Here is a 23,952-nt window from a genome sequence, read left to right on the forward strand (position 1 = left end):
CCGACGGGGAGAAGAATACGGATAGACCAGCGGCCTCCACTTGTTCCTCTCCCCGTCGGGGAGAGGGTGGATCGCGCGTAGCGCGAGACGGGTGAGGGGTTTTGCCCCTACTGCGCCGCCTCCACCGTCATCCCCAGCACTACCGGCTCGCCTACCACCGGGATCGAGCGCACCGGCATGGTCGACACCGCATCGAGGCCGACCGCCACCCGCACGTGCCGGTCCGTCGGGCACACTTCGTGCATCGCGTCGAACCCGATCCAGCCCAGCCCGTCGTCCCACGCCTCGGCCCAGGCATGCAGCGCCGCCGGCTCGTCTCCACCCGCGAACAGGTACCCCGTCACATAGCGCGCCGGCACATCCAGCGCCCGCGCCGCGCCGATGAAGGCGTGCGCGAAATCCGCGGCCGGCGGTCGCGCCGCCTGCGTCTGCTCCTGGCTTTGACTCTGGCTCGGCCCGTCCTGCGCTTGCGACAGGCTCTGCTCCCCGCCGCCCACCACCTCGGCCACCCGGGCCATCAGCCCGTGCAGCAGTGCGATGCGGTCCTGCCCGGTCTTGGGCACGGCGCGGAACTTGCTGGTGATGGCGCCCACCGGCCTGGTCAGCGCCGTCGGCCGGCGATAAAGGGCAGGGGGGATGTCTCCCGGCACCCGGCCGACCACGCCGTTGCGGTCGATGGTCTCGACCATGCCCGCGACCGAGATCAATAGCTCCGCCTCGGGCTTGGTCTGGCTCACCAGTTGCGCCCGGTTGCCGAACGCATCGGCGAAGCTGGCGGCGCGGTCGAAGCCCGGCATGTCGATCGCCCACTCGCGCACCGTCTGCGTCGGCCCGGTCTGCGGCGTCAGCAGGATGTGCTGTACGCTGCGCGAAACGCCGGCGCCGATGGCAAGGCTCAGTCGATGTCGAATGGCGATCTGCATCAGTAGAAATTGTAGCTTTCAGCGAGGGCGTCGGTGATCCGGTTGTTGCGGGCGATGAATTCGGTCAGGAACTCGTGCAGCCCGTACTCGAACACGCGGTCCACCGTCGTGCCGTCGAGCAGCTCGGCCACCGAATCCACCGCATCATGCGCCGCGCCCCGCCCGCCGTGAATCTCCTCGAGCATGTCGACCGTCCGGTTGATCCAGTCGAGGCAGAAGATCAGCGAGCGCGGCATTTCCGGCCTGAGGATCAGGTAGTCTGCAATGTTCCAGGCCTTGTATCGGTCGTGGTAGACGTGCCGGTAGCTGCGATGCGCCGAAGCCGCGCGCAGGATCATCGTCCACTGCGCGATGTCGACATCGCCGCCCACCATGGTCGCCCGCGGCAGCAGCACGTAATATTTCATGTCGAGGATGCGGGCCGTGTTGTCGGCCCGCTCGACGAAATTGCCCACCTGGCTGAAGGCATAACCTTCGTCGCGCAGGAAGGTCGAGAGCAGCGCGCCGCGATAGCGGTTACTTACCTGCTTCACCCAGAACAGCAGCTCCTGGAGCTTCGCCCCGCTGGTGTCGCGCGGCCGGATGCTCGAGAACTCGAGCCAGGCCGCATTGATCGATTCCCACATTTCCGTGGTCAGCGCCGTGCGCACCGAGCGCGCATTGGTGCGCGCCGCGAGCAGGCAGGATTTCACCGAGGAGGGGTTTTCCTCGTCGAAGATCATGTAGTGCGACACGCTGCCGACATCGGCCTGCTTGTGCTTGAGGTTGAACCCTTCGTCGACCTCGGCCGCCTGCATCATCGAAACCAGATGCTCGGACGCGCCGCCTTCGCGACGGGACGTGAGGCTCATGCGGTAGCCGACCTCGAACATACGCGCCATGTTCTCGGCCCGCTCGATGTAGCGGGAGAGCCAGAAGAGGTTCTGGGCGGTTCTACCGAGCATGGCGGACCTCGGATTTCAGCGCGTGTGGCACCCCCCTCCCATCCTCCCCCACAAGGGGGGAGGTGTAGGCCGGTGGCTGGGGCGCGATCGTGCCAGATGAACTGAACGGCACCTCCCCCCTTGTGGGGGAGGATGGGAGGGGGGAGGTCAGCCAGTGCAGCATCCTCATTCCTCCAGCACCCAGGTATCCTTGGTCCCGCCGCCCTGCGACGAGTTCACCACCAGCGAGCCCTTCTTCAGCGCGACGCGCGTCAGCCCGCCGGGCGTGATCCGGATATCGTCGCCGCACAGCACATACGGGCGAAGGTCCACGTGCCGCGGCGCGATGCCCCTGTCGACGAAGGTCGGGCAGGTCGACAGCGCCAGTGTCGGCTGCACGATATAGTTGTCGGGCCGGGCGAGGATCTTCTTCTTGAATTCCTCGCGCTGCGCCTTGGTCGAGGTCGGCCCCACCAGCATGCCGTAGCCGCCTGAGCCGTGCACCTCCTTCACCACCAGTTCCTCGATATGCTCGAGCACATAGGCCCGCTCATCGTCGTTGGTGCAGTTATAGGTCGGCACGTTCTTCAAGAGCGCCTTCTCGCCCAGGTAGAACTCGATGATCTCGGGCACATAGACATACACCGCCTTGTCGTCGGCAATGCCCGTGCCCGGCGCGTTGACCAGCGTCACATTGCCGGCGCGATAGGCGTCGAACAGCCCCGGCACGCCCAGCATCGAATCCGGCCGGAAGGTCAGCGGATCGAGGAAATCGTCGTCGATGCGCCGGTAGATCACATCCACCCGTTCGGGGCCGGAGGTGGTGCGCATGAACACCTTGCCGTTCTCGACGAACAGATCCTGCCCCTCGCACAGCATGGCGCCCATCTGGTCGGCGAGGAACGAGTGCTCGAAATAGGCCGAGTTGTAGATGCCCGGCGTCAGCACCGCGAGGTTGGGCGAGCCGTGCACGCCGCCCGGCGCGACGCTCTCCATCGTCCGCCGCAGCGTCTCGGGATAGGGCTCGACCGGCGCCACCTTGTAGCGCTGGAACAATTCTGGGGCGAGCTGCAGCATCGCCTCGCGGTTTTCCAGCATGTAGCTGACGCCCGAGGGCGTGCGCAGGTTGTCCTCGAGCACGTAGAAATCGTCCGGCCCGGTCCTGACGATGTCGACGCCGATAATGTGCGAGTAGATGCCGCGGGCCGGATCCAGCCCCATCATTTCGGGGCAGAAGGCCGAGTTGTGGAGGATCAGCTTTTCCGGCACCCGCCCGGCCTTGAGAATCTCCTGGCGGTGGTAGATGTCGTGGAGGAAGGCGTTGAGCGCCCGCACCCGCTGCTCGATGCCCCTGGAAAGCCTGCGCCATTCCAGCGCCGAGATGATGCGCGGGATGATGTCGAAGGGAATGAGCTTTTCCGTACCCTCGTTGCTGCCATAAACGGCGAAGGTGATACCCAGCCGGCGGAACAGGCTTTCCGCATCGCCGGACATGAGGCTGAGGGCTTGGGGCGGCTGTTCCTTGAGCCACTCTTCCAGGATCAGATAGGGTTCGCGGACCGATCCGTCCGCATTGGTCATCTCGTCAAACGGCGCGGCTGCCATTCACCCCTGCTTCGGCTCTGCGGCCTACCCACTGCCTTCTCATTGCTACACATTTGTTGCAGGGCCACAAGCGGGCTTGAAGTCGCCAAAATGCGCGACGCTGCACCAATGTCGCCTTTCCCCGCCGGCGATTCCCCCCTACAAATTCGCGCGCAAAGGGAAGAGACCATATGCCTGAAGAAATACTGCAGACCCACAAGCTGCTCGCGCGCTGCGAAGCCGAGCTGGCCAGGCGCTACACCGTGCACAAGCTGCACGAGGCTGCCGACAAGGACGCGCTGATTGCCGAAGTCGGCCCGCGCGTCCGCGCCATCGCCGGCAGCAACGTCAACGCCGCGCTCATGGATAAGCTGCCCAGGCTCGAGATCATCGCCAATTTCGGCGTCGGCTACGACACCATCGATACCGCCGCCGCCAAGCAGCGCAACATCCGCGTCACCAACACGCCCAACGTCCTCAACGACGCCGTCGCCGAGCTCACCCTGGGCCTGATGATCGCAACCGCCCGCCGCATTCCGCAGGCCGACCAGTTCGTCCGCCAGGGCAAGTGGGCCGGCGGCGCCGGCTTCCCGCTCCTCACCGAGCTCAACGGCAAGACCGTCGGCATCCTCGGGCTCGGCCGCATCGGCAAGGAAATCGCCGTGCGCTGCCAGGCCATGAAGATGCGCGTCGTCTATCATGGCCGCACCCGCCAGTCCGACGAGCCCTATGTCTATTACGACAAGCTCGTCGACATGGCCCGCGACAGCGATTGGCTCGTCATCATCGCCCCGGGTGGCAAGGGCACCGAGAAGATCGTCAGCCGCCAAGTGCTGGAGGCTCTTGGCCCCGAAGGTTTCATCGTCAACGTCGCCCGCGGCTCGCTGGTCGACGAAGCGGCCATGCTCGAGCTGCTGAAATCGAAGCAGCTCGGCGGCGCCGGCCTCGACGTGTTCGAGAAGGAGCCGGCCATGGACGAGGCCTTCTGGCAGCTCGACAACGTCGTGCTCTCGCCCCACCAGGGCAGCGCGACGCACCAGACCCGCAACAAGATGGCCGACCTCGTCGTCGCCAATCTCGTCGCCCATTTTGCCGGCGATCCGCTGCCCAGCGCCGTCGTCTAGCGTTCGCTCAGGGAGGAGGGACCCATGCAGATCGACCTCAAGGACAAGGTCGCCATCGTCACCGGCGCGGGGCGCGGCATCGGCCGCGTCATCGCCCGCACCTTCGCCCGCGAGGGCGCCACCGTCGTCATCGTCGATTTCAAGCAGGACCTGCTCGACGATGCCTCGGTCGAATGGACCGAGGCCGGCTGGAAGGGCAAGCGCATCCTCTGCGACATCCGCGATGCCGCGCAGGTGAAACAAGCGGTCGCCGCCGTCGAGGCCGAGTTCGAGCGCGTCGACATCCTCGTCAACGATGCGGGCGTGGCATCCGGCACGCGCGTCACCGAGCTCAGCGAGCAGGTCTGGGACGACAATTTCGACACCAATGCCAAGGGCACGTTCCTGATGAGCCAGGCGGTGGCGCCGATCATGAAGCGCCAGAAATGGGGCCGCATCCTCAACGCGGCCTCCTATGCTGCGATCACCCCCTCGATCGGCGGGGCGGCCTATGCCAGCTCGAAATACGCCGTGGTCGGCTTCACCCGCGTGCTCGCCGGAGAACTCGGCCCTTACGACGTGACGGTGAACTGCTACTCGCCCGGCATGGTGCCGACGCTGATGAACCACTTCGCCGACGCTCCCGAGGAGCGCAAGCAGAAGCTGCTCGACACCCTGACGCTCCGGCGCTGGGGTGACCCGCAGGACGTCGCCAACCTGCTGGCTTTCCTCGCATCGGATCTCGCCAAGTACATCACCGGTGCGCATATCGACTGCTCCGGCGGGAAGTACGCGACGCAGTTCCCGTCGCTGGCTTACGAGACGCCGTAGCCGCACACACCGGCTCCCTCTCCCCCCTTGGCGGGGGAGAAGCGAGACTTGTGAGCGATAGCGAACTAGTCGCAGCAGAGAGGGGGTGGCGATGACGCGGCCGTGCCCCCCAAGACCACCCCCTCTCTTGCGATTTCTAAGGCTTAGCGAAGGGCTAAGCCCAAGAAATCGCTTTCTCCCCCGCCAAGGGGGAGAAGCCTTCCACAAGCATCAGTGTTTGCAGCAACGCGAGTTAGGAACCCATCCCCCTTTCGCCGATTGCGTTTTTGTCCCGCCCGTGGCGAGACTGGCGAACTGGCGGCGGAGTGACTGAATGGCTGAGTGGTGGCGTGGCGCGGTGATCTATCAGGTTTATCCGCGCTCGTTTCAGGATACCAACGACGACGGCGTGGGCGATCTGCCCGGCATCATCCGCCGGCTCGACCACATCGCGAGCCTGGGCGTCGACGCCATCTGGCTGAGCCCCATCAACCAGTCCCCGCAAAAGGACATGGGCTACGATGTCTCCGACTACAAAGAGGTCGACCGCCTGTTCGGCAGTCTCGAGGATTTCGACGATCTGATCGCGCGCGCCCACGCGCTCGGGCTGAAGGTGATCATCGACCAGGTGCTGTCGCACTCGTCCGACCTCCACCCCTGGTTCCGGGAGAGCCGGCTCAACCGCACCAACGCCAAGGCCGACTGGTATGTGTGGGCCGATCCCAGGCGCGACGGCACGCCGCCCAACAACTGGCCGTCAGTGTTCGGCGGGCGGGCGTGGGAGTGGAACCCCTCACGCGGCCAGTACTACTTCCACAATTTCCTCATCGAGCAGCCCGACCTCAACTTCCACAATCCGGCCGTGCAGGATGCGGTGCTCGACGTCATGCGCTTCTGGCTCGAGCGCGGCGTCGATGGCTTTCGGCTCGACACCGTGAACTACTATTTCCACGATGCACAGTTGCGGAACAATCCGCCCGCCCGTCGCCCCAAGCACCTGCCTTACGCCGTGAACCCCTACGACATGCAGGAGCACCGCTACGGCAAGAGCCAGCCCGAGAACGTGACGTTCCTCAAGCGCGTGCGAGACCTGCTCGACCAGTACGAGGACCGCACCACGGTCGGCGAGATCGGCGACAGCCATAAAGGCCTGCAGCTGATGGAGGAATACACCTCCGGCGGCGACAAGCTGCACATGGCCTATACCTTCGACATGCTCGGCGACGAATTCACCGCCGCCCATTTCCGCGACAAGCAGCGCAAGTTCTTCATCGGCGCACCCAATGGCTGGCCGTGCTGGGCCTTCTCCAACCACGACGTCCGCCGCCACGTCACCCGCTGGTCCGCCGAGAGCGCCGACCCGGTCGCGCTGTCGCGCCAGGCCGCCGCCATGCTGCTGAGCTTCAAGGGCTCAGTCTGTCTCTACCAGGGCGAGGAACTGGGCCTGCCCGAGGCCGATATCCTGTTCGAGGAACTGACCGATCCGCCCGGCATCCGCTTCTGGCCCGAGTACAAGGGCCGCGACGGCTGCCGCACCCCCATGCCGTGGGAGGAGGGCGAGGCGCCGAACGGCTTCTCTGGCACGAAGCCGTGGCTGCCGATCAAGCCGAACCACTCGGCCCTCAACGTCGCCACCCAGAATGCCGACCCGGACTCGACGCTCGCCTTCTATCGCCAGATGCTCGCCTTCCGGAAGGAACACGGCGTGCTGAAGGATGGCGACATCGAGTTCCTGAAAGTCGGCGAACCGCTGCTCGCCTTCCGCCGCTTCGGCAGCAAGATCAGCAACGAGGCGCTGACCTGCCTCTTCAACCTGTCGGGCGACCCACTCACGGTGACGCTCGGCGAGGGCGCGCCCGAGCCCGTTCTGGCTCAGGCCGCTGAGCGGCGGAAGAGCAAGCTCAAGCTCGGCGCCAACGGCTTTGCGTTCTTCCCGACGGCGGAGATGAGCGTGGCGTTTGGCGGCCGGCGCAAGCGCTGACCCGAGCGGTTCGCGGTTGGCTGTTCACCACCGGCTGTCATCCCTGCGAAAGCAGGGATCCAACTCACAGCCAACGCGGGCGGAGAATGGATCCCTGCTTTCGCAGGAATGACAGCTGGTGAGAAGGCGAGATCCAGACCGGCCCCTCGCTACTCACTCCTGCACCAGCTCCAGCGTGTCCTCGTCGTAGTAGCGCGTGTTGAAGTGCCCGTCCGGCTCCTGCAGGTAGACCTCGAGGCAGCCGTCCCAGGTCCGCTTGACACTGCGGGCCCTGATGCCGTGCGCCTGCCTGAGCTCCATCTTCCACAGCGATTCCTGCTCTTGCCGGCTGAACTTGCCCACCGAAACGCCGAACTCGATCGTGAGCCCCTCCTGGTCATTCTTGTTGCACAGCGCGCGCCCCTGCGCCGAGGCCGGTGAAACGGCGAGCGGCACCGCGATCACGGCAGCGATGACGAGGGCGAGCAGCGGGCGAAACATGGCGAGGACTCCGATCGTGGCGCGAAGCTATCGACCATTCGTTTCGGTCACAACTACGGCGGCTTCACTCCGTTCTTGGTAGGCACTAAAGACAGAGGTTCCCGCTTTCGCGGGAATGACCCAGTGCTTGTCGCTACGGCAGTTCCTTGCGCTTGATCAGCATCACCACCGTGGGGATGGCGAGCGTCAACATCAGCAGCCGGCTCACATGGTGCGCCGCGATGAATGCCGTATCGAACCCCAGCGCGATGCCCAGCGCGCCCATGCCCTCGAGCCCGCCCGGCGACAGCCCGAGCCAGATCTGCCCGAACGGCATGTCGACGAACGGCATCACCGCGATCACGACCCCGGTGCTGATCGCCACCGTCAGCGCCGTGCCGGCCAAGCCCGCCGCCACCGCCTTCAAAAATTCCTTCATGGTGATGCCGACGAAGCGCGAGCCGATCAGCGCGCCCACGAGAATGAATACGCCGATGAGAAAGAGGGGCGGGATCTGTCCCTCGAACCAGCCGGCGAACTTGAAGATGATCGAAGTCGCCATGGCGCCGAGCGCAAAGCCGGCCGGCACCTTGAGCTTGGTGAAGATGAAGCCGACGATCCCGCAGGCGATGGCCACGATGACCAGCGTCTCGAGCTTCATCGGCTCGATCACGCCGCCGGCCGCCGCATAGTGCCCGACCGGCAGGAACAGCGCCCCGATCGGCACGCAGATGGTGAGCAGCAGGATGCGGATCACCTGGATGATGACGATCTGCCGTGCATCGCCCACGCCCGCCGCCGCAATCGACATCACGAAGCTCAAATGCCCCGGGAACGAGCTGAGATAGGCCGTGCCGCGATCGAGCCCGTAAAGTCGCCGCAGCAGCCACCCGGTCAGCCACACGATCAGCACCAGTTCGATCGCCAGCGCCGCCAGCGTGATCGGCCACTGCACCATCAGCGCCAGCGAATCCCGCGCTACCGCCGCACCCATGGAGAGGCCGGTGAGGACGAAGGTGACGTCGCGCAGGCCGTTCGGCATGTGCACCTTCACGCCCCACAGCGACGCGACCGCCACCGCCAGCGCCCCGCCGGCGAGCCAGCCTGCCGGCAGTTGCGCCAGGGTCACAAGCCCGCCGCCTGCCGCAGAAATCAGCAATGTGATGATGACCCGACGAAGCATGACGCCGGTAGGAAGGGGAGTGGACATCGGGCCGGAAAGTGAATCGAAAAGGCTAGGAGCCTAACTATTCAGCAATCGGCGGACGGAGGGAAGCGGTCCGTTTGGGGTAGGGGGCGATCCTCCCCTGTTGGATTGCGCTTCGGAGATGCCGTTTGGCGCGGAGTCATTCCCGCGAAAGCGGGGACCTCTTTTTGCGGTGCGCGCCATCAAACGGGGATCCCCGCTTTGGCGCGGGATGACCCGGTGGGCAATTGCGGCCGAGGTGAACGCTTCCCTTGCGGGGGAGGCGAAGTCGGTGGAGGGGCTACGGATGTCGGCTTCCTGCCACCCCTCATCCGGCGCTGCGCGCGACCTTCTCCCCGACGGGAGAAGAATACCGATGCATCGGTGATCACCTCTGTTCCTCCCCCCGTCGGGGAGAGGGTGGATCGGCCGCAGGCCGAGACGGGCGAGGGGTCTTCGCCCCTACCTCGCCGTTCCCTCCACCAGCTTCACCCAATAGCTCACCCCCACCGGGATGATCTCGTCGTTGAAGTCGTAGGTGTCCGAGTGCAGCTCCGAGCTCGGCCCGTTGCCGAGGAAGATGTAGGCCCCCGGCCGCGCCTGCAGCATGTAGGAAAAATCCTCGCCGCCCATCTTGGCGTCGGCATTGGCGTCGACGCGCTCCTCGCCCGCCACCTCGGCGGCGATCCGCGCGGCGTATTCCGCTTCCTCGGCCGTGTTCACCGTCACCGGATAGCCGCGCCGATAGCTCACCTCGGCCTTGCCGCCGAACGTTCCGGCGATGCCCTGCGCCACCCCGCGCAGCCGCTCTTCCATGGTGTCGCGAATGGATTCGTCGAGCGTGCGCACCGTGCCGGTGAGCTTCACCGTCTGCGGGATGATGTTGAACGCCTCGCCGGCCTGCAGCATGGTCACGCTCAGCACCGCCGATTTCATCGGGTCGATGTCGCGCGACACGATCGAATGCAACGCCGTGATCATGTGCGCCGCGATCAGCACCGGGTCGACCGTGTTGTGCGGAATGGCGGCATGCCCGCCTTCACCCTCGATGGCGATATCGAACGCATCCGAGGCCGCCATGATCCCGCCGACGCGCACGCCGAAATGGCCGAGCGGCGTGCCGGGCATGTTGTGCATGCCGTAGACTTCCTCGATGCCGAACCGCTCCATCAGCCCGTCCTCGAGCATGGCGCGCCCGCCGGCGCCGCCTTCCTCGGCCGGCTGGAAGATCAGCACCGCGGTGCCGTCGAAATTGCGCGTCTCGGCGAGATACTTTGCCGCTCCGAGCAGCATTGCCGTGTGCCCATCATGCCCGCAGGCATGCATCTTCCCCGGCGTCTCGCTCTGGTACCGCTTGCCGGTTTTCTCGTTGATCGGCAGCGCGTCCATGTCGGCGCGCAGCCCGATGGTCTTGCCCGGCCCGCGCCCCCTGATCACGCCGACGACGCCCGTCCGTCCGATCCCGGTCACCACCTCGTCGACCCCGAACTGCTGCAGCAGCTCGGTTACGCGCCCGGCCGTGCGGTGCACGTCGTACTGCAGCTCCGGGTGGGTGTGGAAATCACGTCGCCATGCGGCGACCTCGTCGGCGAACTCCGCGATGCGGTTGATAACGGGCATTTGGGAACCTGGGTCTAGTAAGCGGCCACTGTGCCGGTCGGGGCATGGAGGCGTCAACCCGCGCCACGGCTCTGGCAGCCCTGCACCGGCCCATCGGTGATCTTCTCCCCCTTGGCGGGGGAGAAAGCGAAACTTGGGCTTAGCGCAGCTAAGTCCTTAGTTTTCGCAAGAGAGGGGGTCGTGGAGGGCATAGTGCGCCACTGCACCCCCTCTCTGCTGCGACTAGTTCGCTATCGCTCACAAGTCTCGCTTCTCTCCCGCAAGGGGAGAGAAGCTGGCCGCCAGTACGGTGTTTCACTTCACCACCTCCCCACGCCAAGAATTTCCCCTCCTGAACTTGCCCGTCCCGGCCAATTCTGCAAAAGACCGGCCAACCTCCGGAGGAAGCGATGAAAATCCTCGTTGCCGTCAAGCGCGTGGTCGATCATGCGGTGCGCGTGCGGGTCCGCCCCGATGGCTCGGGCGTCGAGACCGAGAACGTGCGCATGTCGATGAACCCGTTCGACAAGCACGCCGTCGAAGCCGCCGTGCAGCTGGCCGAAGCCGGCCATGCCAGCGAGATCGTCATCGTCTCGATCGGGCCGAAACAGGCCAACGACGTCATCCTGACCGCCCTCGCCATGGGCGCCCATCGCGGCATCCTCATCGAAGCCGAGGGCCGGGTGGAGACGCTGGCAGTCGCCAAGCTCCTCAAGGCCGTGGTCGCCGAGGAAAAGCCGGACCTCGTGCTGCTCGGCAAGCAGGCCGTCGACGACGACTCCAACCAGGTCGGCCAGATGCTCGCCGGCCTGCTCGATTGGCCGCAGGCGACCTTCGCCTCCGAGGTCAAGGTGGTCGGTGCCAACCTCGAGGTCACCCGCGAGGTCGACTACGGCCGCGCCACGGTGAGCGTTCCGCTTCCCGCCATCGTCACCGCCGACCTGCGCCTCAACACCCCGCGCAACGCCGCGCTGCCCATGGTGATGAAGGCGCGTTCGAAGCCCTTGGCCGTCCGCCCGGTCGCCGATTTCGGCGTCAACGTCGCCCCGCGCCTCACCGTCGAAAAGGTCAGCCCGCCCGCCGAACGCGCGGGAGGCAAGACCGTCGCCTCGGTCGGCGAACTCGCCGCCGCGATCAAGTCCGAACTCGAGGCCCTGTGATGACCGTCCTCGTCCTCGCCGAGCACGATCTCGGCAAGCTCTCCGCCTCGACCGCTCGCATCGTCGCCGCCGCCGAAAAGCTCGGTCCGGTCCACGTGCTCGTCGCGGGGCAGGGCGTCGCCGCCATCGCGGCTGAAGCCGCCAAGATCGCGGGTGTCGAGAAGGTGCTCGTCGCCGACAGCGCCGAGCTGGCCAATCTCAGCCCCGAGCCTCTGGCAAAGCTGCTCGCCGAACTGGCCGAGCCCTACAGCCACATCGTCGCCGCCTCGGCCGCCACCGGCCGCGACGCCATCCCGCGCCTTGCGGCAAAGCTCGATCTGATGCCGGTCACCGATGTGATCGCCATCCACGGCCCCAACCGCTTCGACCGGCCGATCTATGCCGGCAACGCCATCGAGACCATCGCCTCGGGCGAACCGAAACACCTGCTCACCATCCGCGCTTCCGCGTTCCGCCCGGCCCAGTCCGGCAACAACGCCCCGATTGCGCCGGTCACCGCCTCGGTTGCCGCGGTTGCAAAATTCATCGCCGCCCATCGCACCGAGAGCGAGCTGCCCGATCTCGGCACGGCCCAGATCGTCGTTTCCGGCGGCGTCAGCTTCGGCTCGGCAGAAAAGTTCGCGCTGGTCGAAGAGCTGGCCAAAGCCCTCGGCGCCGCGGTCGGCGCCACGCGTGCCGCGGTCGACGCCGGCTACGCGCCCAACGACTGGCAGGTCGGCCAGACCGGCAAGATCATCGCCCCCGACCTCTATATCGGCATCGGCATCTCCGGCGCCCTGCAGCACCTCGCCGGCATCCAGGGCGCGAAGAAGATCATCGCCATCAACACCGATGCGGAAGCCCCGCTGATGAAAATCGCCGACATCGCCCTGGTCGGCGATCTGTTCGAGGTCGTGCCGCAGCTGATTGCGGAGCTGAAACGGTAGGCCGGTGCTTGGGGCTACCCCCACCCACCGCCTTTGGCGGTCCCCCCTCCCCACAAGGGGGAGGGAAATCGCGGGCAACCTCAAGCACTGCAGCATGCAGTCGGTACTCCCTCCCCTTGATGGGGAGGGGGGACCCGCGTAGCGGGTGGGTGGGGTGGGGCCACACGCGCCGCCGGTCCTGCCACAAGACCAACGTCCCGTTGCAATTCCGTCATCCTCGCCTATAAACACCCCGCCTTACCTTCCCCCGGAAACAACAGATGTTTGAGACCCTCCAGAAGGCCACGCTCGACAAGATTTTCGTGCTGATGGCCGAGTACGCCGCCGATCCCCGTGACGGAAAGATCGATCTTGGCGTGGGCGTCTACAAAGACCCGGGCAACAACACCCCGATCATGACCTCGGTGAAGAAGGCCGAGCAGCGCATCCTCGATAGCGCCAAGACCAAGACCTACAAGGGCGTGGTCGGCAACAAGGAATTCTCCTCCGCCATCGTCGATCTGGCGCTCGGCGGCACGGTCGATCAGTCCCGCATCCGCACCGTCAACGGCGCCGGCGGTACCGGCGCGCTGATGATCCTGATGCATGTGCTCGGCCGCGCCCGTCCGGGCGGCCGCATCTTCATTTCCGATCCGACCTGGCCCAACCACATTCCGCTCGCCGAGAATGCCGGGCTGTCGGTGCACTACTATCCGTACTTCAACGCCCAGACCCGCGGCGTCGATTTCGACGCCATGATGCAGGTCGTCGATGGCCTCGACGGCAACGATATCCTGCTGATCCATGGCTGCTGCCACAACCCGACCGGCGCAAACCTCACCAATGCCCAGTGGGATCGCGTGGTCGAGAGCCTGAAGCGCACCGGCGCCTTCCCGCTCGTCGATCTCGCCTATCTCGGCTTCGGCGACGGCATCGAGGCCGACGCCTATGGTGTGCGCAAGGTGGCGACCAGCGTGCCCGAATGCATGATCGCGTTCTCGGCCTCGAAGAACTTCGGCCTCTACCGCGAGCGTGCCGGCGTCGCCATCGCCATCGCCAAAGACGCGGCCACCGCCGACGTCGTCTCCTCGCAGATGCAGAACATCATCCGCGGCACCATCAGCCAGACCCCGGATCACGGCGCCGAAGTCGTCCGCGTCATCCTCGAGGACAAGGATCTGCGCGCCGAGTGGGAGGCCGAGCTGACCGAAATGCGGGAACGCATGAAGCGGCTGCGCGTCAAACTGGCAGATGCCATCCGCCAGCGTTCCAACAGCAAGGACTTTGATTTCATCGCCCAGCATTCGGGCATGTTCTCGCTGCTTGGCCTGCCCGAGGATGTCGTCACGAAGCTGAAGCTCGATGATGCGATCTACATGATCAACGACAGCCGCATCAACGTCGCCGGCATCCCCGAGGATCGGGTCGGCGAACTGGCCGACAAGCTGCTGGCTGCCGTTCGCTGAGGCCTCGCAAGACGCCTTGAGATTGGCCGCAAACAGCATACGTTAGTCGTAGAAAACAAAAGTCTCCCTGGAGGGGAAACAGCTATGAAGTTCTTCGTCGATACCGCCGAGATCAAGGATATACGCGATCTCTACGCCACCGGCCTGCTGGACGGTGTGACGACGAACCCCTCGCTCGTCGCCAAATCCGGCCGCGACTTCAAGGAAGTCATCGCCGAAATCTGCTCGATCGTCCCCGGCCCGGTCTCGGCCGAGGTCGCCGCCACCGACTATGAGGGCATGGTCGCCGAGGGCCGTCACCTCGCCAAGATCGCCAGCAACGTCGTGGTCAAGGTGCCGCTCACCGTCGATGGCCTCAAGGCCACCAAGACCTTCCACGACGAAGGCATCAAGATCAACGTCACGCTCTGCTTCTCGCCCAACCAGGCGCTGCTCGCCGCCAAGGTCGGCGCCACCTATATCTCGCCCTTCATCGGCCGCCTCGACGACATCAACATCGAGGGCATGCAGCTGATCCGCGACATCCGGCAGATCTACGACAACTACGCCTTCACCACCGAGATCCTCGCCGCCTCGATCCGCACGCCCAACCACGTGACCGAAGCCGCGCTGGCGGGCGCCGATGTCGCCACCATCCCGCCGGCGGTGATCTACAAGCTGGCCGACCACCCGCTGACCAAGTCTGGCCTCGACCAGTTCGTGAAGGACTGGAAAGCCACAGGTCAGTCGATCCTGTAGTTCCGTTTGGTCGCGGCGCTACACTCGGTGTCATCCCCGCGAAAGCGGGGATCTCCGTTTGCGAGAGTGCTGCAGTCGAAGAAACAGAGGTTCCCGCTTTCGCGGGAATGACCCGGTGACAGCGGGGAGATTCGGGCGAGACCCTTCCCATGGCCAATGAATCCATCGCCGCCGCCGTCCGTCAGGCCCTCGCTACCGTCGAAATTCCCGGCGGCGGTGCTCTCGCCGGCTATGGCGGCCTGAGCGAGATCATCGTCACCACCGGCGCCGTGGCCTTCGCCATCTCGGTCGCACCCGGCATGGAGGCCGCCTTCGGCCCCGCCCGCGAGCGTGCCCAGGCGGCCGCCGAAGCGGTCGCCGAAGGCCGCAAGGTCATGGTGTCGCTGACCTCCGACCGGTCGCAGGCCGCGACGGGGCAGGCCAAGGCGCAAGGGCGTCCCGGCCCGCCGCCGCGCGAGGCTGTGCCCGGCGTGCGCCACATCATCGCCGTCGGCTCGGGCAAGGGCGGCGTCGGCAAATCCACCGTCGCGGTCAACCTCGCTCTCGGATTTGCCGCCGAAGGCCTGCGCACCGGCCTCCTCGATGCCGACCTCTACGGCCCCTCCGTACCGAAGCTGCTCGGCATCGAAGGCAAGCCCGCCGTCCGTGCCGATGGCATCTTCTCCCCGCATGAAGCCTATGGCCTGAAAGCCATGTCGATCGGCTCCATGCTCACCGCCAACCAGGCCGTGGTCTGGCGCGGCCCGATGGCCACCTCGGCGCTGCGCCAGCTGTTGCGCGAGAGCGACTGGGACGGGCTCGATGTGCTCGTCGTCGACCTGCCGCCCGGCACCGGCGACATCCAGATCTCGCTGGTCCAGCAGGTGCCGCTGCTCGGCGCCGTCATCGTCTCCACCCCTCAGGATCTGGCGCTGATCGACGCCAAGAAGGCGATGGACATGCTGCTGCGCACCGACGTGCCCATTCTCGGCCTCGTCGAGAACATGAGCTACTTCGTCGCCCCCGACACCGGCGCGCGCTACGACATCTTCGGCCATGGCGGCGCCCAGCAGGCGGCCGCGACCTTCGACATCCCCTTCCTCGGCGAAATCCCGCTGGTGATGTCGATCCGCGAAACCTCCGATGCCGGCCGTCCGGTGGTCGCGAGTGATCCCGGCGGTGTCGAGGCCCGGGCGTTCCGCGCCATCGCACAAAAGCTCCTTGCTGCCCACCCGCAGCTCAAGCCGTGATCGCGAGCCTGGCCCCTTTGGAAGGCCGGCGCGCCACCGCACCCCCTCTCTGCTGCGACTAGCTCGCTGCGCTCGCAAGTCTCGCCTCTCCCCCGCCAGGGGGGAGAGGGTGGGTTGCTGCAAGCGCTGGTGCTCGCGGTGATCTTCTCCCCCTAGGCGGGGGAGAAAGCGAAAACTTGGGCTTGGCCCTTCGCCAAGTCCTTAGTTTTCGCAAGAGAGGGGGGTGTTGGAGGGCACGGTGCCACCGCACCCCCTCTCTGCTGCGACTAGCTCGCTGCGCTCGCAAGTCTCGCCTCTCCCCCGCTAGGGGGAGAGGGTGCGTTGCTGTGAGATTGCGCCCCTACGGAAACATCAGCAGCTTCACCGCCAGCGCTACCGATACCACCACCACCAGCGGCTTGATCACCTTGGCCCCGAACCGAATCCCGGTCAGCGCGCCGAGATACCCGCCCACAATCTGCCCCACGATCATCACCCCGGCCACCGGCCAGACGACGTCGCCCGAAGGGATGAACAGCGCCAGCGCGCCCAGGTTAGAGAGCATGTTGAGCACTTTGGTGTGCCCTGCCGCCCGCGTGACCCCCAGCCCGAACAGCGCCACGAAGCCCAGCGTCATGAACGAGCCCGTGCCCGGCCCGAACAGCCCGTCGTAGAAGCCGACGACGAAGCCCATCACCGGCGCGAACAGCGCGAATTGCAGCCGCGCGTGGCTGTCCTCGTCGGTCAGCTTGGGCGCGAAGGCGAAGTAGAGCGCAATCGCGATCAGCGCCACCGGCACGCCATAGCCGAGGAGGCTGGTGTCGATCTGCTTGACCGACAATGCGCCGAGGAACGCCCCGCCGAAGGTCAGTGGAATCGCTACCGCCAGCGCGCGCAGCGACACGAAACCCTTCCGCCAATAGGTGATCGCCGCGATGATCGTGCCGATCACCGATTGCACCTTGTTGGTGCCGAAGGCGGCGATCGGCGGCACGCCCGCCGCCATCAGCGCCGGCACCGCGATCAGTCCGCCACCGCCGGCAATGGCATCCACGAACCCCGCGAGCAGGCCCACAAAGCCCAGTGCAACGAGAATCGTGAGGTCGAGGGTCAAAGCAGGGTCGAAATGCCGGGCGGCACGCCGCCCATGATCGACAGCAGCGCCTCGAGCTGTGCCTTGCGCAGCGGCGTCCAGTCGGCGGTGCGCGACACGATCAGGTTCGCTTCCGACTTCATGATCAGCCCGTCCTCGAGCACGCGCAGCTGGTTGGCGGCGAGGGTCGAGCCGGTCGAGGTGATGTCGACGATCAGGTCGGCCGAGCCGGAGGCCGGCGCCGATTCCGTCGCGCCGGCGCTCTCGACGATGCGGTATTCCGCAATGCCGTATTTGGCGAAATGCCGGCGCGTCAGGTTGATATACTTGGTCGCAACGCGCAGCCAGCGCCCATGCCGCGCCCGGAAATCCGAGGCGACATCGGCAAGGTCGCTCATCGTCTGCACGTCGATCCAGCTATCGGGGATGGCCACCACCACGTCGGCCTCGCCGAAGCCGAGCCCGCGCACGAACAGCACGTTCTCTTCGCCGTTCTCGCTCGCCTCGTGGATCAGGTCGGAACCGGTCACCCCGATATCCACCCCGCCCAGGATCAACTCGCGCGCGATCTCGGCGGCCGGATAGAAGCGCACTGTCACCTGCGGCTGGTTCTTGATCGAGCCGATATAGCTGCGTGCGCCGCCCGGCCGCGCGATGGTCAGCCGCGACGACGAGAACGCCTTGCGCGTCATTTCCTCGAGCCGGCCCTTCGAGGGCACGGCGAGCGTGATCCCGCCCGGCAGCGTACTCATTGGCTCGCCTCCCGCTCCAGCCGATCGACCCAGAGCGCGCAGCCCGTCGCCGACACCGGGGTTTCCGAGCCGAGCCGCTCGAGCATCCGGTCATATTCGCCGCCCGAGGCCAGCACTTCGCCGTCCGAGCCGGTCATCTCGAACACGATGCCGGTGTAGTAGTCGAGCCGCGGCGAGAAGCTCGCGTCGAAGATCACGTCCGCCTCCGGAGACAGCGCCTGCAGCGCGCCGGCATGGTTGCGCACCTGGTACAGCGCCTCGTCGAGGTCGAACCCGGCCTCGCTGCACATTTCCGAGATGCGGTCGAAGGCCGTGTCGGCCCGCTCGGCAACACTCAGGTAGTTCTGCAGCAGCGCCACGGTTTCGGGCGGCACCGGCGCGGCATCGAGCGCCTGCTTTTCGAGATAGCGGTCGGCGATTTCCTCGGGCGTGCGGCTGCCGATCAGGCTGAGGCCGCCCGACAGCATGGCGTCGGTCACGATCTCGATCACCGTGTCGCGGCTGTCCGGGGCAGGGCCATCGACCCGCTCCTCCGGCGTCTCCAGCCGCTCGATCAGCCGCTGCAGCGCCTCGGGATGGCCAAAGCGGTGGCGGATGCGGCTACGCCAGGCCGGCGCGATCTGCGCGGCTTCGAGGAACGCCTCGAACAACCCGACCCCGCCCAGCCGCACCTGCGGAGCGGTGATGTCGTAGATGGCGAGCGCCCAGCGCGCGAAAGTCAGCACCTGGTCCAGCGCATTGTCGGCGTCCGGCTGGCCCAGGAGTTCCAGCCCGGCCTGCTCGTATTCCACCGGCACCGAGCTTTCCTGCCGGAAGATCGGGCCGAGATAGGTGAAGGCCGACGGCACGCCCACCAGCCCATCCTCGAGATATTGCTGGGCGATCGGCAGGGTGAAGTCCGGCCGCAGGCAGTATTCGAGCCCGTTATTGGTGGTGGTAAGCAGGAGCTTCCGCCCGAACTCCTCGCCCGCGAGGTCGAAATACGGCCCGGCCGGCAGCAGCAGCGGCACGGTGGCGCGCGTCACCGTCCGCGATTCGACCAGCCGCACCAGCGCGGCATATCTCTCCGACGCTGTCTTCACTTGCCCGCCTTGAGATGGTCGGCCACGGCGGGCAGTTCGGAAATGCGCGCAACGATGCTGTCGAGATCGCCGGGGCATTCGAACTGGCCCGGCCGCGCCGCCTTGTACTCGGCATTGTCCTCGATCAGCTTGGCCTCTTCCTTGCCCACGAACATGTCCTTGATCTGGACGATATTCTGCTCGCGCTCCTGCGACCCTTCGATGATCACCGCCGGCGCGTTGCGCTTGTCGGCGTAAGACACCTGCTTGCCGAAATTCTTGGTGTTGCCCATGAACATCTCGGCCCGGACGCCGGCCTTGCGCAGCGCCGAAGTGATGGCCTGGTAGCGCGGCACCTGCTCCTTATCCATCACGAGGACAACGACGGGGCCCACCGGCTGCGTCGCTCCGAGATTGCCGGTGAGCTTCAGGGCGTTGGCGAGGCGGGAGACGCCGATGGAGAAGCCGGTCGCGGGGACGGGTTCCGAACGGAATCGCGAGACGAGCCCGTCGTACCGGCCGCCGCCGCCGACGGAGCCGAAGACCACGTCCTGGCCCTTCTCGTTCTGCACCTTGAAGGTGAGTTCGATCTCGAAGACGGGGCCGGTGTAGTACTCGAGGCCGCGGACGACGGAGGGATCGATCTTGATGCGGTCGGGGCCATAGCCGGCGGCGTCGAACAGAGCCTGCATCACGGCGAGTTCGCCGACGCCTTCATTGTTCTCCGGTGTCTCACCACGCACGTAGTTGAGTACAGTCGCGCGCTGTTCGTCGTTAAGCCCGGCGCCCTTGGTGAAGTCGCCGCTCTCGTCCTTGCGGCCCGCGCCGAGCAGCAGAGCCACGCCGTCAGTGCCGAACTTGTCGAGCTTGTCGATGGCGCGCAGCACGGTGAGCTTTTGCGCCTCGTCGGCTACGCCGGCGCTGTGTAGCACCCCATCCAGCACCTTGCGGTTGTTCACCTTCACCACGTACTTCCCTGCCAGGCCGAGCGCATCCATGGTGTCGGCCATCATCATGCACATTTCGGCATCGGCCTCTGGTCCGGCCGCGCCGACCGTGTCGGCGTCGAACTGCATGAACTGGCGGAATCGCCCCGGCCCCGGCTTCTCGTTCCGGAACACGTAGCCGGCGCGATAGCTGCGATAAGGCTTGGGCAGCTCCTGGAAATTCTCGGCGAAGTGCCGGGCGAGCGGCGCGGTGAGGTCGTAGCGCAGGCTCATCCACTGCTCGTCATCGTCCTGCAGGCTGAACACGCCGGCGTTGGGCCGGTCGGTGTCGGGCAGGAACTTGCCGAGCGTGTCGGTGTATTCGAGCAGCGGCGTTTCGACCGGATCGAAGCCATAGCGCTCGTAGACCGCCCGAATCTTGGCCGTCATCTCGCTGATGGCGCCGATTTCGGCGGGCAAACGGTCTTCGAAGCCGCGCGGCAACCGCGGCGCGATGAGCTTCTTCTTGTCTGTCATTGGTCGAAAACTGGGGTGAGCCCGAAACTGTGGCGTTCCTAACGGAAACCCCCCTCTGACTCAAGGAAGGGGGCTGTGTCGATACGGCAACAGTCCTATACGGGCTGCGTCAGCCTGTCGCAACCAGGGGTTGGAATCGGCAACGAATGGGCGTATCAGCCCCCTCGTTCAACGCCAGCGAAAGAAGGAGGCGTGCATATGAAGTTCATGTTCGATCACGTCACCGGTCCTGGCGCCAACACTGCTGGTCTCCGTAACGCCGCTTAAGGCGTCCGCCTCGTCCCCCGAGGCCTCTTCACCAGCCCTTACCTAGCCAGCCTACCGTTTCGCCACCGGCTTCGCTTCCGCCCGTACTGCGTCCGGAATCCGTCGTCGCCCCAAAACCGTCTCCAACCAGAGGACCGGACCGCTTTGCGTCCGGATGACATCATGACTGTTGATCTTCGCACTCACGAATCCACCACGCACGTTCATGCGCCCGCAAAGCCGCGGGAAGCTCTCGGCAGCCGGCTGGTTTCAGCCGTTCTCTCGATACTTCCCAACCTGCGGTTGCAGCGTGCCGCCAGGCGCTACCGCTCGCGCGGCTCGCCGCCCGTGGCGGCGTGGCTTCGCACCGATCTCGGCCTGCCCGAGGTCATCGAGCCCGCCCGCTACTGGGATCATCCCTGAGCCTCCAAGGAGGTTCAGGCACGGCGGCGCCCTTGGGGGGCGTCGCCGACCCGATGCAGATTCAATTGAGGGACCGGGCTTTGCCCCGGACAGGGAAATGCTGAACGATCTCCAGGAACGCCGCAACGCGCGCGTTCCCGATAGCCGTATCGAACTGCGCTTCGGGCTCATCGCCCGGCTGCAGCTGTTCATCCTCGAGCGCCGGGCCAATGCCCTGCTGAAAAAGACGCTCTACCGCCAGCCGGTCGCCAGGTCCGGTCAGCTGTCGCCGCATCTGCTCAAGGATATCGGCCTGCCGCCCGACATGCACCTCTAGGCGCCTTCACCCGGGAGCTTCGGCTCCCGGGTCTCGCACCATCGCCATCATCTTTTCAGGAGCCGGCGCGGCCAACCCCGCGTCCGGAAACGCCATGTCTTTGTTCAAATTCCTCTTCCGCCGCCGTCGCAAGCGAGCGCTCGCCGCCCAGCCTTTCGTCGATGAGAACGAAAAGCAGTTCCGCGAGCGTATCGAACTGCTCCGTCATGGCCCTGCTGATGCAGCGGCTGTAGTCGGGGAAGCAAGCGCCGCCCTCTCCGTGATCCTCCCCTGCGCAGCGGGGGAGGGGAACCAGCGAAGCTGGTGGAGGGGGCGGTCACACACTCGGGCTGCGATCCACACGAACGACCACACACCGGGTCATCCCCGCGAAAGCGGGGATCTCTGTTTGGCCTCGCGCACAAAACAGAGGTTCCCGCTTTCGCGGGAATGACACCGTGCGGGACTGCAAGCGCAGTATCACCCGCGCCCCGGCCGCTTCAACGCCTTCCGCTCTGCCTCGCACTCGCCCCGGCAGAAGCACCCGTCCACGTGGTCGTTCACCAGCCCCATGGCCTGCATGAACGCATAGACCGTCGTCGGCCCCACGAACGAGAAGCCGCGCTTGCGCAAATCCTTGCTCAGCGCCTTCGAGCCGTCGGTCTGCGCCGGGATCTGCCCCATCGTAACCGGCCCCTTCACCGGCTCGGGTTCGAACCGCCAGATATAGGCCGCGAGCGAGCCGAACTCCTTGCGGATTTCCTGTGTCCGCTTGGCATTGTTGATGGTCGAGGCGATCTTGCCGCGGTGGCGGATGATCCCGGCATCGAGCACCAGCCGCTCGATGTCGGCCTCGCCCATCGCCGCCACCTTGTCGATCTCGAACCCGAGGAACGCCTTCCGGAAATTCTCGCGCTTCCTGAGAATGGTGATCCAGGCCAGCCCGGACTGAAAACCCTCGAGGCACAGCTTTTCGAACAGCCGGTTGTCATCCACCACCGGCCGGCCCCATTCGCCGTCGTGGTAGCCGACATAGAGCGTATCGCTCCCGGCCCAGCCGCAGCGCGTCCGCTGCTCGCCCGAAATCTCCTGCTCAATTGACATTGGGTGCTCCGGCTCAATGATGTGGCGAGGGTGGCGATTCGGCTTGGGGGCCAACGCCTTTGATCGTTCCGCAACAGTTGAAGGCATTGGTCGTCGATGACAATGCCTATGCGCGCGCCGGCGTCGCCGCAACCCTGCGCAAGCTGGGCCTCGGCACCGTCGACGAACTGGCCTCCGCCGCCCCGGCCATCGGGGCGATCAGCGCCAATCGCTACGATATCGTGTTCATGGATTGGTACATGCCGGAAATGAACGGCGCTGCCGTGCTCGAGATCCTGCGCGATCCGCGCATCGGCGCCCCGCCGGTCCCGGTGGTGGTGATCACCGCCTATCCGACGAAGGAGATGTTCGCGCGCGCCCGCGAGCTCGGCGCCGGCGACATCCTCGTAAAACCCGTCGCCCTCAACCAGGCCTCCGCCGCCCTCGGCAAGCTCCTCCCCTCCGGCTGGGGCCAGCAGGACGAGGCGGGCAGGGTGCTGTTGTGAGGAGGTCGGAGGAAGTCGGAAGTAGAAGGTCGGAGGTCGGAAGTCGGAAGTCGGAAGTCGAAGGTAGAAGGTAGAAGGTAGAAGGTAGAAGGTAGAAGGTAGACTAGCTGCAGACGCAATTGTCATCCCTGCGAAAGCAGGGATCCATGGCGCCGCCTGAGCGGGCCGAGAGTTGGACCCCTGCTTTCGCAGGGGTGACAGCCGTTGGACAAACACCAGGCTGACTGTTCTACCTTCTACCTTTTACCTTCTACCTTCGACTTCCGACTTCCGACCTTCTCCCTTCCTTTACCATTCCCCTTCACCGCCGCTTCGGCATTCTCCGGCATGCTCCGTCCCGCGTAACATTCCGATGGGTGTGCCATGCTGCGTTCGTCCCGCGCGCTTCTTGCTGCCGCTGCTTTCGTTCTCACCGCGACCGCGTTCACCGATGCCGCCGTTGCGGCGCAGCGGACCTTCCTGTTCGACCTGTTCCATCCGAACGGCGCCGATGGCCGGCCGCGCAACGAAGTGCGGCTCAAGTCCGGCAAGGTGAAGCTCAGCCCCCAGTTCCGGCGTCAGACGGTTGCGTATCGCAGCAACCAGCCGGCCGGCACCATCGTCGTCAATACGGGCGAAAAATTCCTCTATCTTGTGCTCGGCAACGGCAAGGCCCTGCGCTACGGCATCGGCACCGCCCGCACCGGCTTCGAGTGGAACGGCACCCACAAGGTCACCAACAAGCGCGAGTGGCCGGGCTGGACCCCGCCCGCCGAGATGAAGCGCCGCCAGCCGGGCCTGCCCGACTACATGCCCGGCGGAATCAATAATCCGCTCGGTGCCCGCGCCATCTACATTGGCTCGACGCTCTACCGCATCCACGGCACCAATGAACCCTGGACCATCGGGCAGAATGTCAGCTCCGGCTGCATCCGCATGGTCAATGCTGATGTCGAAGATCTCTACGAACGTGTAAAAATTGGCGCTCGGGTGATTGTGCTTTAGT

24 protein-coding genes are annotated in these 23,952 nt (G+C 65.7%); 12 read left to right on the top strand and 12 right to left on the bottom strand.

The features are described 5' to 3' along the window. Nucleotides 1-107: 107 nt before the first annotated feature. The 3 genes from AC3A6I_RS04350 to AC3A6I_RS04360 all read right to left on the bottom strand — a co-directional run bounded on the left by AC3A6I_RS04350 (nucleotide 108) and on the right by AC3A6I_RS04360 (nucleotide 3,451). Nucleotides 108-923 carry a transglutaminase family protein gene (locus tag AC3A6I_RS04350; protein ID WP_487541983.1) on the bottom strand — a complete coding sequence of 272 codons (816 nt, stop codon included), beginning with the start codon at nucleotides 921-923 and terminating at the stop codon, nucleotides 108-110. Further along, a complete protein-coding gene (locus tag AC3A6I_RS04355) occupies nucleotides 923-1,867 on the bottom strand; it encodes an alpha-E domain-containing protein (protein ID WP_487541985.1) in 945 nt (314 codons plus the stop codon). The genes AC3A6I_RS04350 and AC3A6I_RS04355 overlap by 1 nt, the downstream gene beginning before the upstream one ends. Before the next feature lie 165 nt (nucleotides 1,868-2,032). Continuing rightward, a complete protein-coding gene (locus AC3A6I_RS04360; protein WP_487541987.1) occupies nucleotides 2,033-3,451 on the bottom strand; it encodes a circularly permuted type 2 ATP-grasp protein in 1,419 nt (472 codons plus the stop codon). Nucleotides 3,452-3,621: 170 nt separating this feature from the next. Between AC3A6I_RS04360 and AC3A6I_RS04365 the strand changes: the two genes are divergently transcribed. The 3 genes from AC3A6I_RS04365 to AC3A6I_RS04375 all read left to right on the top strand — a co-directional run bounded on the left by AC3A6I_RS04365 (nucleotide 3,622) and on the right by AC3A6I_RS04375 (nucleotide 7,324). Continuing rightward, complete coding sequence (locus AC3A6I_RS04365) at nucleotides 3,622-4,554, top strand: 2-hydroxyacid dehydrogenase (protein WP_487541989.1); 933 nt, start codon at nucleotides 3,622-3,624, stop codon at nucleotides 4,552-4,554. Nucleotides 4,555-4,578: 24 nt separating this feature from the next. Next, nucleotides 4,579-5,364, top strand: coding sequence for an SDR family NAD(P)-dependent oxidoreductase (locus AC3A6I_RS04370; protein WP_487541990.1), 786 nt, complete (start codon nucleotides 4,579-4,581; stop codon nucleotides 5,362-5,364). Between the two features lie 313 nt (nucleotides 5,365-5,677). Continuing rightward, nucleotides 5,678-7,324 carry an alpha-glucosidase gene (locus AC3A6I_RS04375; protein ID WP_487541992.1) on the top strand — a complete coding sequence of 549 codons (1,647 nt, stop codon included), beginning with the start codon at nucleotides 5,678-5,680 and terminating at the stop codon, nucleotides 7,322-7,324. A gap of 153 nt (nucleotides 7,325-7,477) precedes the next feature. Here the strand turns inward: AC3A6I_RS04375 and AC3A6I_RS04380 are convergent, their stop codons facing one another. The 3 genes from AC3A6I_RS04380 to AC3A6I_RS04390 all read right to left on the bottom strand — a co-directional run bounded on the left by AC3A6I_RS04380 (nucleotide 7,478) and on the right by AC3A6I_RS04390 (nucleotide 10,589). Continuing rightward, entirely contained in the window at nucleotides 7,478-7,804 is a 327-nt protein-coding gene (locus AC3A6I_RS04380) for a hypothetical protein (RefSeq protein ID WP_487541994.1), read from the bottom strand. 133 nt (nucleotides 7,805-7,937) lie between these two features. After that, nucleotides 7,938-8,993, bottom strand: a complete 1,056-nt coding sequence (locus AC3A6I_RS04385; protein ID WP_487541995.1) for an AbrB family transcriptional regulator — start codon at nucleotides 8,991-8,993, stop codon at nucleotides 7,938-7,940. A gap of 438 nt (nucleotides 8,994-9,431) precedes the next feature. Beyond that, nucleotides 9,432-10,589, bottom strand: coding sequence for a M20 aminoacylase family protein (locus tag AC3A6I_RS04390; protein ID WP_487541997.1), 1,158 nt, complete (start codon nucleotides 10,587-10,589; stop codon nucleotides 9,432-9,434). A 389-nt stretch (nucleotides 10,590-10,978) separates the two neighbouring features. On the opposite strand from AC3A6I_RS04390, the gene AC3A6I_RS04395 reads away from it, so the two are divergent. The 5 genes from AC3A6I_RS04395 (at nucleotide 10,979) to AC3A6I_RS04415 (ending at nucleotide 16,066) form a co-directional block, all read left to right on the top strand. Next, nucleotides 10,979-11,728, top strand: a complete 750-nt coding sequence (locus AC3A6I_RS04395; RefSeq protein ID WP_487541999.1) for an electron transfer flavoprotein subunit beta/FixA family protein — start codon at nucleotides 10,979-10,981, stop codon at nucleotides 11,726-11,728. Then, on the top strand, nucleotides 11,728-12,654 hold the full coding sequence (locus AC3A6I_RS04400; protein ID WP_487542000.1) for an electron transfer flavoprotein subunit alpha/FixB family protein: 927 nt from the start codon (nucleotides 11,728-11,730) through the stop codon (nucleotides 12,652-12,654). The genes AC3A6I_RS04395 and AC3A6I_RS04400 overlap by 1 nt, the downstream gene beginning before the upstream one ends. Before the next feature lie 260 nt (nucleotides 12,655-12,914). Continuing rightward, complete coding sequence (locus AC3A6I_RS04405; protein WP_487542002.1) at nucleotides 12,915-14,099, top strand: amino acid aminotransferase; 1,185 nt, start codon at nucleotides 12,915-12,917, stop codon at nucleotides 14,097-14,099. Nucleotides 14,100-14,183: 84 nt separating this feature from the next. Continuing rightward, nucleotides 14,184-14,837: a fructose-6-phosphate aldolase gene (fsa, locus tag AC3A6I_RS04410; protein ID WP_487542004.1), complete on the top strand. Its 654-nt coding sequence runs from the start codon at nucleotides 14,184-14,186 to the stop codon at nucleotides 14,835-14,837. A 149-nt stretch (nucleotides 14,838-14,986) separates the two neighbouring features. Next, the gene (locus tag AC3A6I_RS04415; protein ID WP_487542006.1) at nucleotides 14,987-16,066 is read left to right on the top strand and encodes an Mrp/NBP35 family ATP-binding protein; all 1,080 of its coding nucleotides are present in this window, start codon (nucleotides 14,987-14,989) and stop codon (nucleotides 16,064-16,066) included. 340 nt (nucleotides 16,067-16,406) lie between these two features. On the opposite strand, the gene AC3A6I_RS04420 is transcribed toward AC3A6I_RS04415, so the two are convergent. From AC3A6I_RS04420 to hisS, 4 genes are read right to left on the bottom strand one after another with little or no spacing between them, the layout of a single operon-like run. Continuing rightward, nucleotides 16,407-17,159 (bottom strand): TSUP family transporter, encoded by a 753-nt coding sequence (locus AC3A6I_RS04420; RefSeq protein WP_487542008.1) that lies wholly within the window; start codon nucleotides 17,157-17,159, stop codon nucleotides 16,407-16,409. Then, on the bottom strand, nucleotides 17,156-17,890 hold the full coding sequence (gene hisG, locus AC3A6I_RS04425) for an ATP phosphoribosyltransferase (protein ID WP_487542010.1): 735 nt from the start codon (nucleotides 17,888-17,890) through the stop codon (nucleotides 17,156-17,158). Before hisG ends, AC3A6I_RS04420 begins: the two co-directional genes overlap by 4 nt. After that, entirely contained in the window at nucleotides 17,887-18,972 is a 1,086-nt protein-coding gene (locus tag AC3A6I_RS04430) for an ATP phosphoribosyltransferase regulatory subunit (RefSeq protein WP_487542012.1), read from the bottom strand. Before AC3A6I_RS04430 ends, hisG begins: the two co-directional genes overlap by 4 nt. After that, the gene (gene hisS / locus AC3A6I_RS04435) at nucleotides 18,969-20,414 is read right to left on the bottom strand and encodes a histidine--tRNA ligase (protein ID WP_487542013.1); all 1,446 of its coding nucleotides are present in this window, start codon (nucleotides 20,412-20,414) and stop codon (nucleotides 18,969-18,971) included. Before hisS ends, AC3A6I_RS04430 begins: the two co-directional genes overlap by 4 nt. A 429-nt stretch (nucleotides 20,415-20,843) precedes the next feature. Between hisS and AC3A6I_RS04440 the strand changes: the two genes are divergently transcribed. Further along, a complete protein-coding gene (locus AC3A6I_RS04440; RefSeq protein WP_487542015.1) occupies nucleotides 20,844-21,083 on the top strand; it encodes a hypothetical protein in 240 nt (79 codons plus the stop codon). Between the two features lie 97 nt (nucleotides 21,084-21,180). After that, nucleotides 21,181-21,399: a hypothetical protein gene (locus tag AC3A6I_RS04445; protein ID WP_487542017.1), complete on the top strand. Its 219-nt coding sequence runs from the start codon at nucleotides 21,181-21,183 to the stop codon at nucleotides 21,397-21,399. 55 nt (nucleotides 21,400-21,454) lie between these two features. Here AC3A6I_RS04445 and AC3A6I_RS04450 read toward each other — a convergent pair whose 3' ends face one another. Together AC3A6I_RS04450 and AC3A6I_RS04455 are read right to left on the bottom strand one after the other, a co-directional pair. Next, nucleotides 21,455-21,607 carry a hypothetical protein gene (locus AC3A6I_RS04450; protein ID WP_487542018.1) on the bottom strand — a complete coding sequence of 51 codons (153 nt, stop codon included), beginning with the start codon at nucleotides 21,605-21,607 and terminating at the stop codon, nucleotides 21,455-21,457. Nucleotides 21,608-21,858: 251 nt separating this feature from the next. Beyond that, nucleotides 21,859-22,482: a DNA-3-methyladenine glycosylase I gene (locus AC3A6I_RS04455; protein WP_487542020.1), complete on the bottom strand. Its 624-nt coding sequence runs from the start codon at nucleotides 22,480-22,482 to the stop codon at nucleotides 21,859-21,861. A gap of 59 nt (nucleotides 22,483-22,541) precedes the next feature. On the opposite strand from AC3A6I_RS04455, the gene AC3A6I_RS04460 reads away from it, so the two are divergent. Then, nucleotides 22,542-22,967, top strand: a complete 426-nt coding sequence (locus tag AC3A6I_RS04460; RefSeq protein ID WP_487542021.1) for a response regulator — start codon at nucleotides 22,542-22,544, stop codon at nucleotides 22,965-22,967. Nucleotides 22,968-23,330: 363 nt separating this feature from the next. Further along, nucleotides 23,331-23,951, top strand: a complete 621-nt coding sequence (locus AC3A6I_RS04465; protein ID WP_487542023.1) for a L,D-transpeptidase — start codon at nucleotides 23,331-23,333, stop codon at nucleotides 23,949-23,951. The last annotated feature ends 1 nt before the right edge of the window (nucleotide 23,952 follow it).

This window comes from Devosia sp. Soil_C_22, from assembly GCF_057657195.1.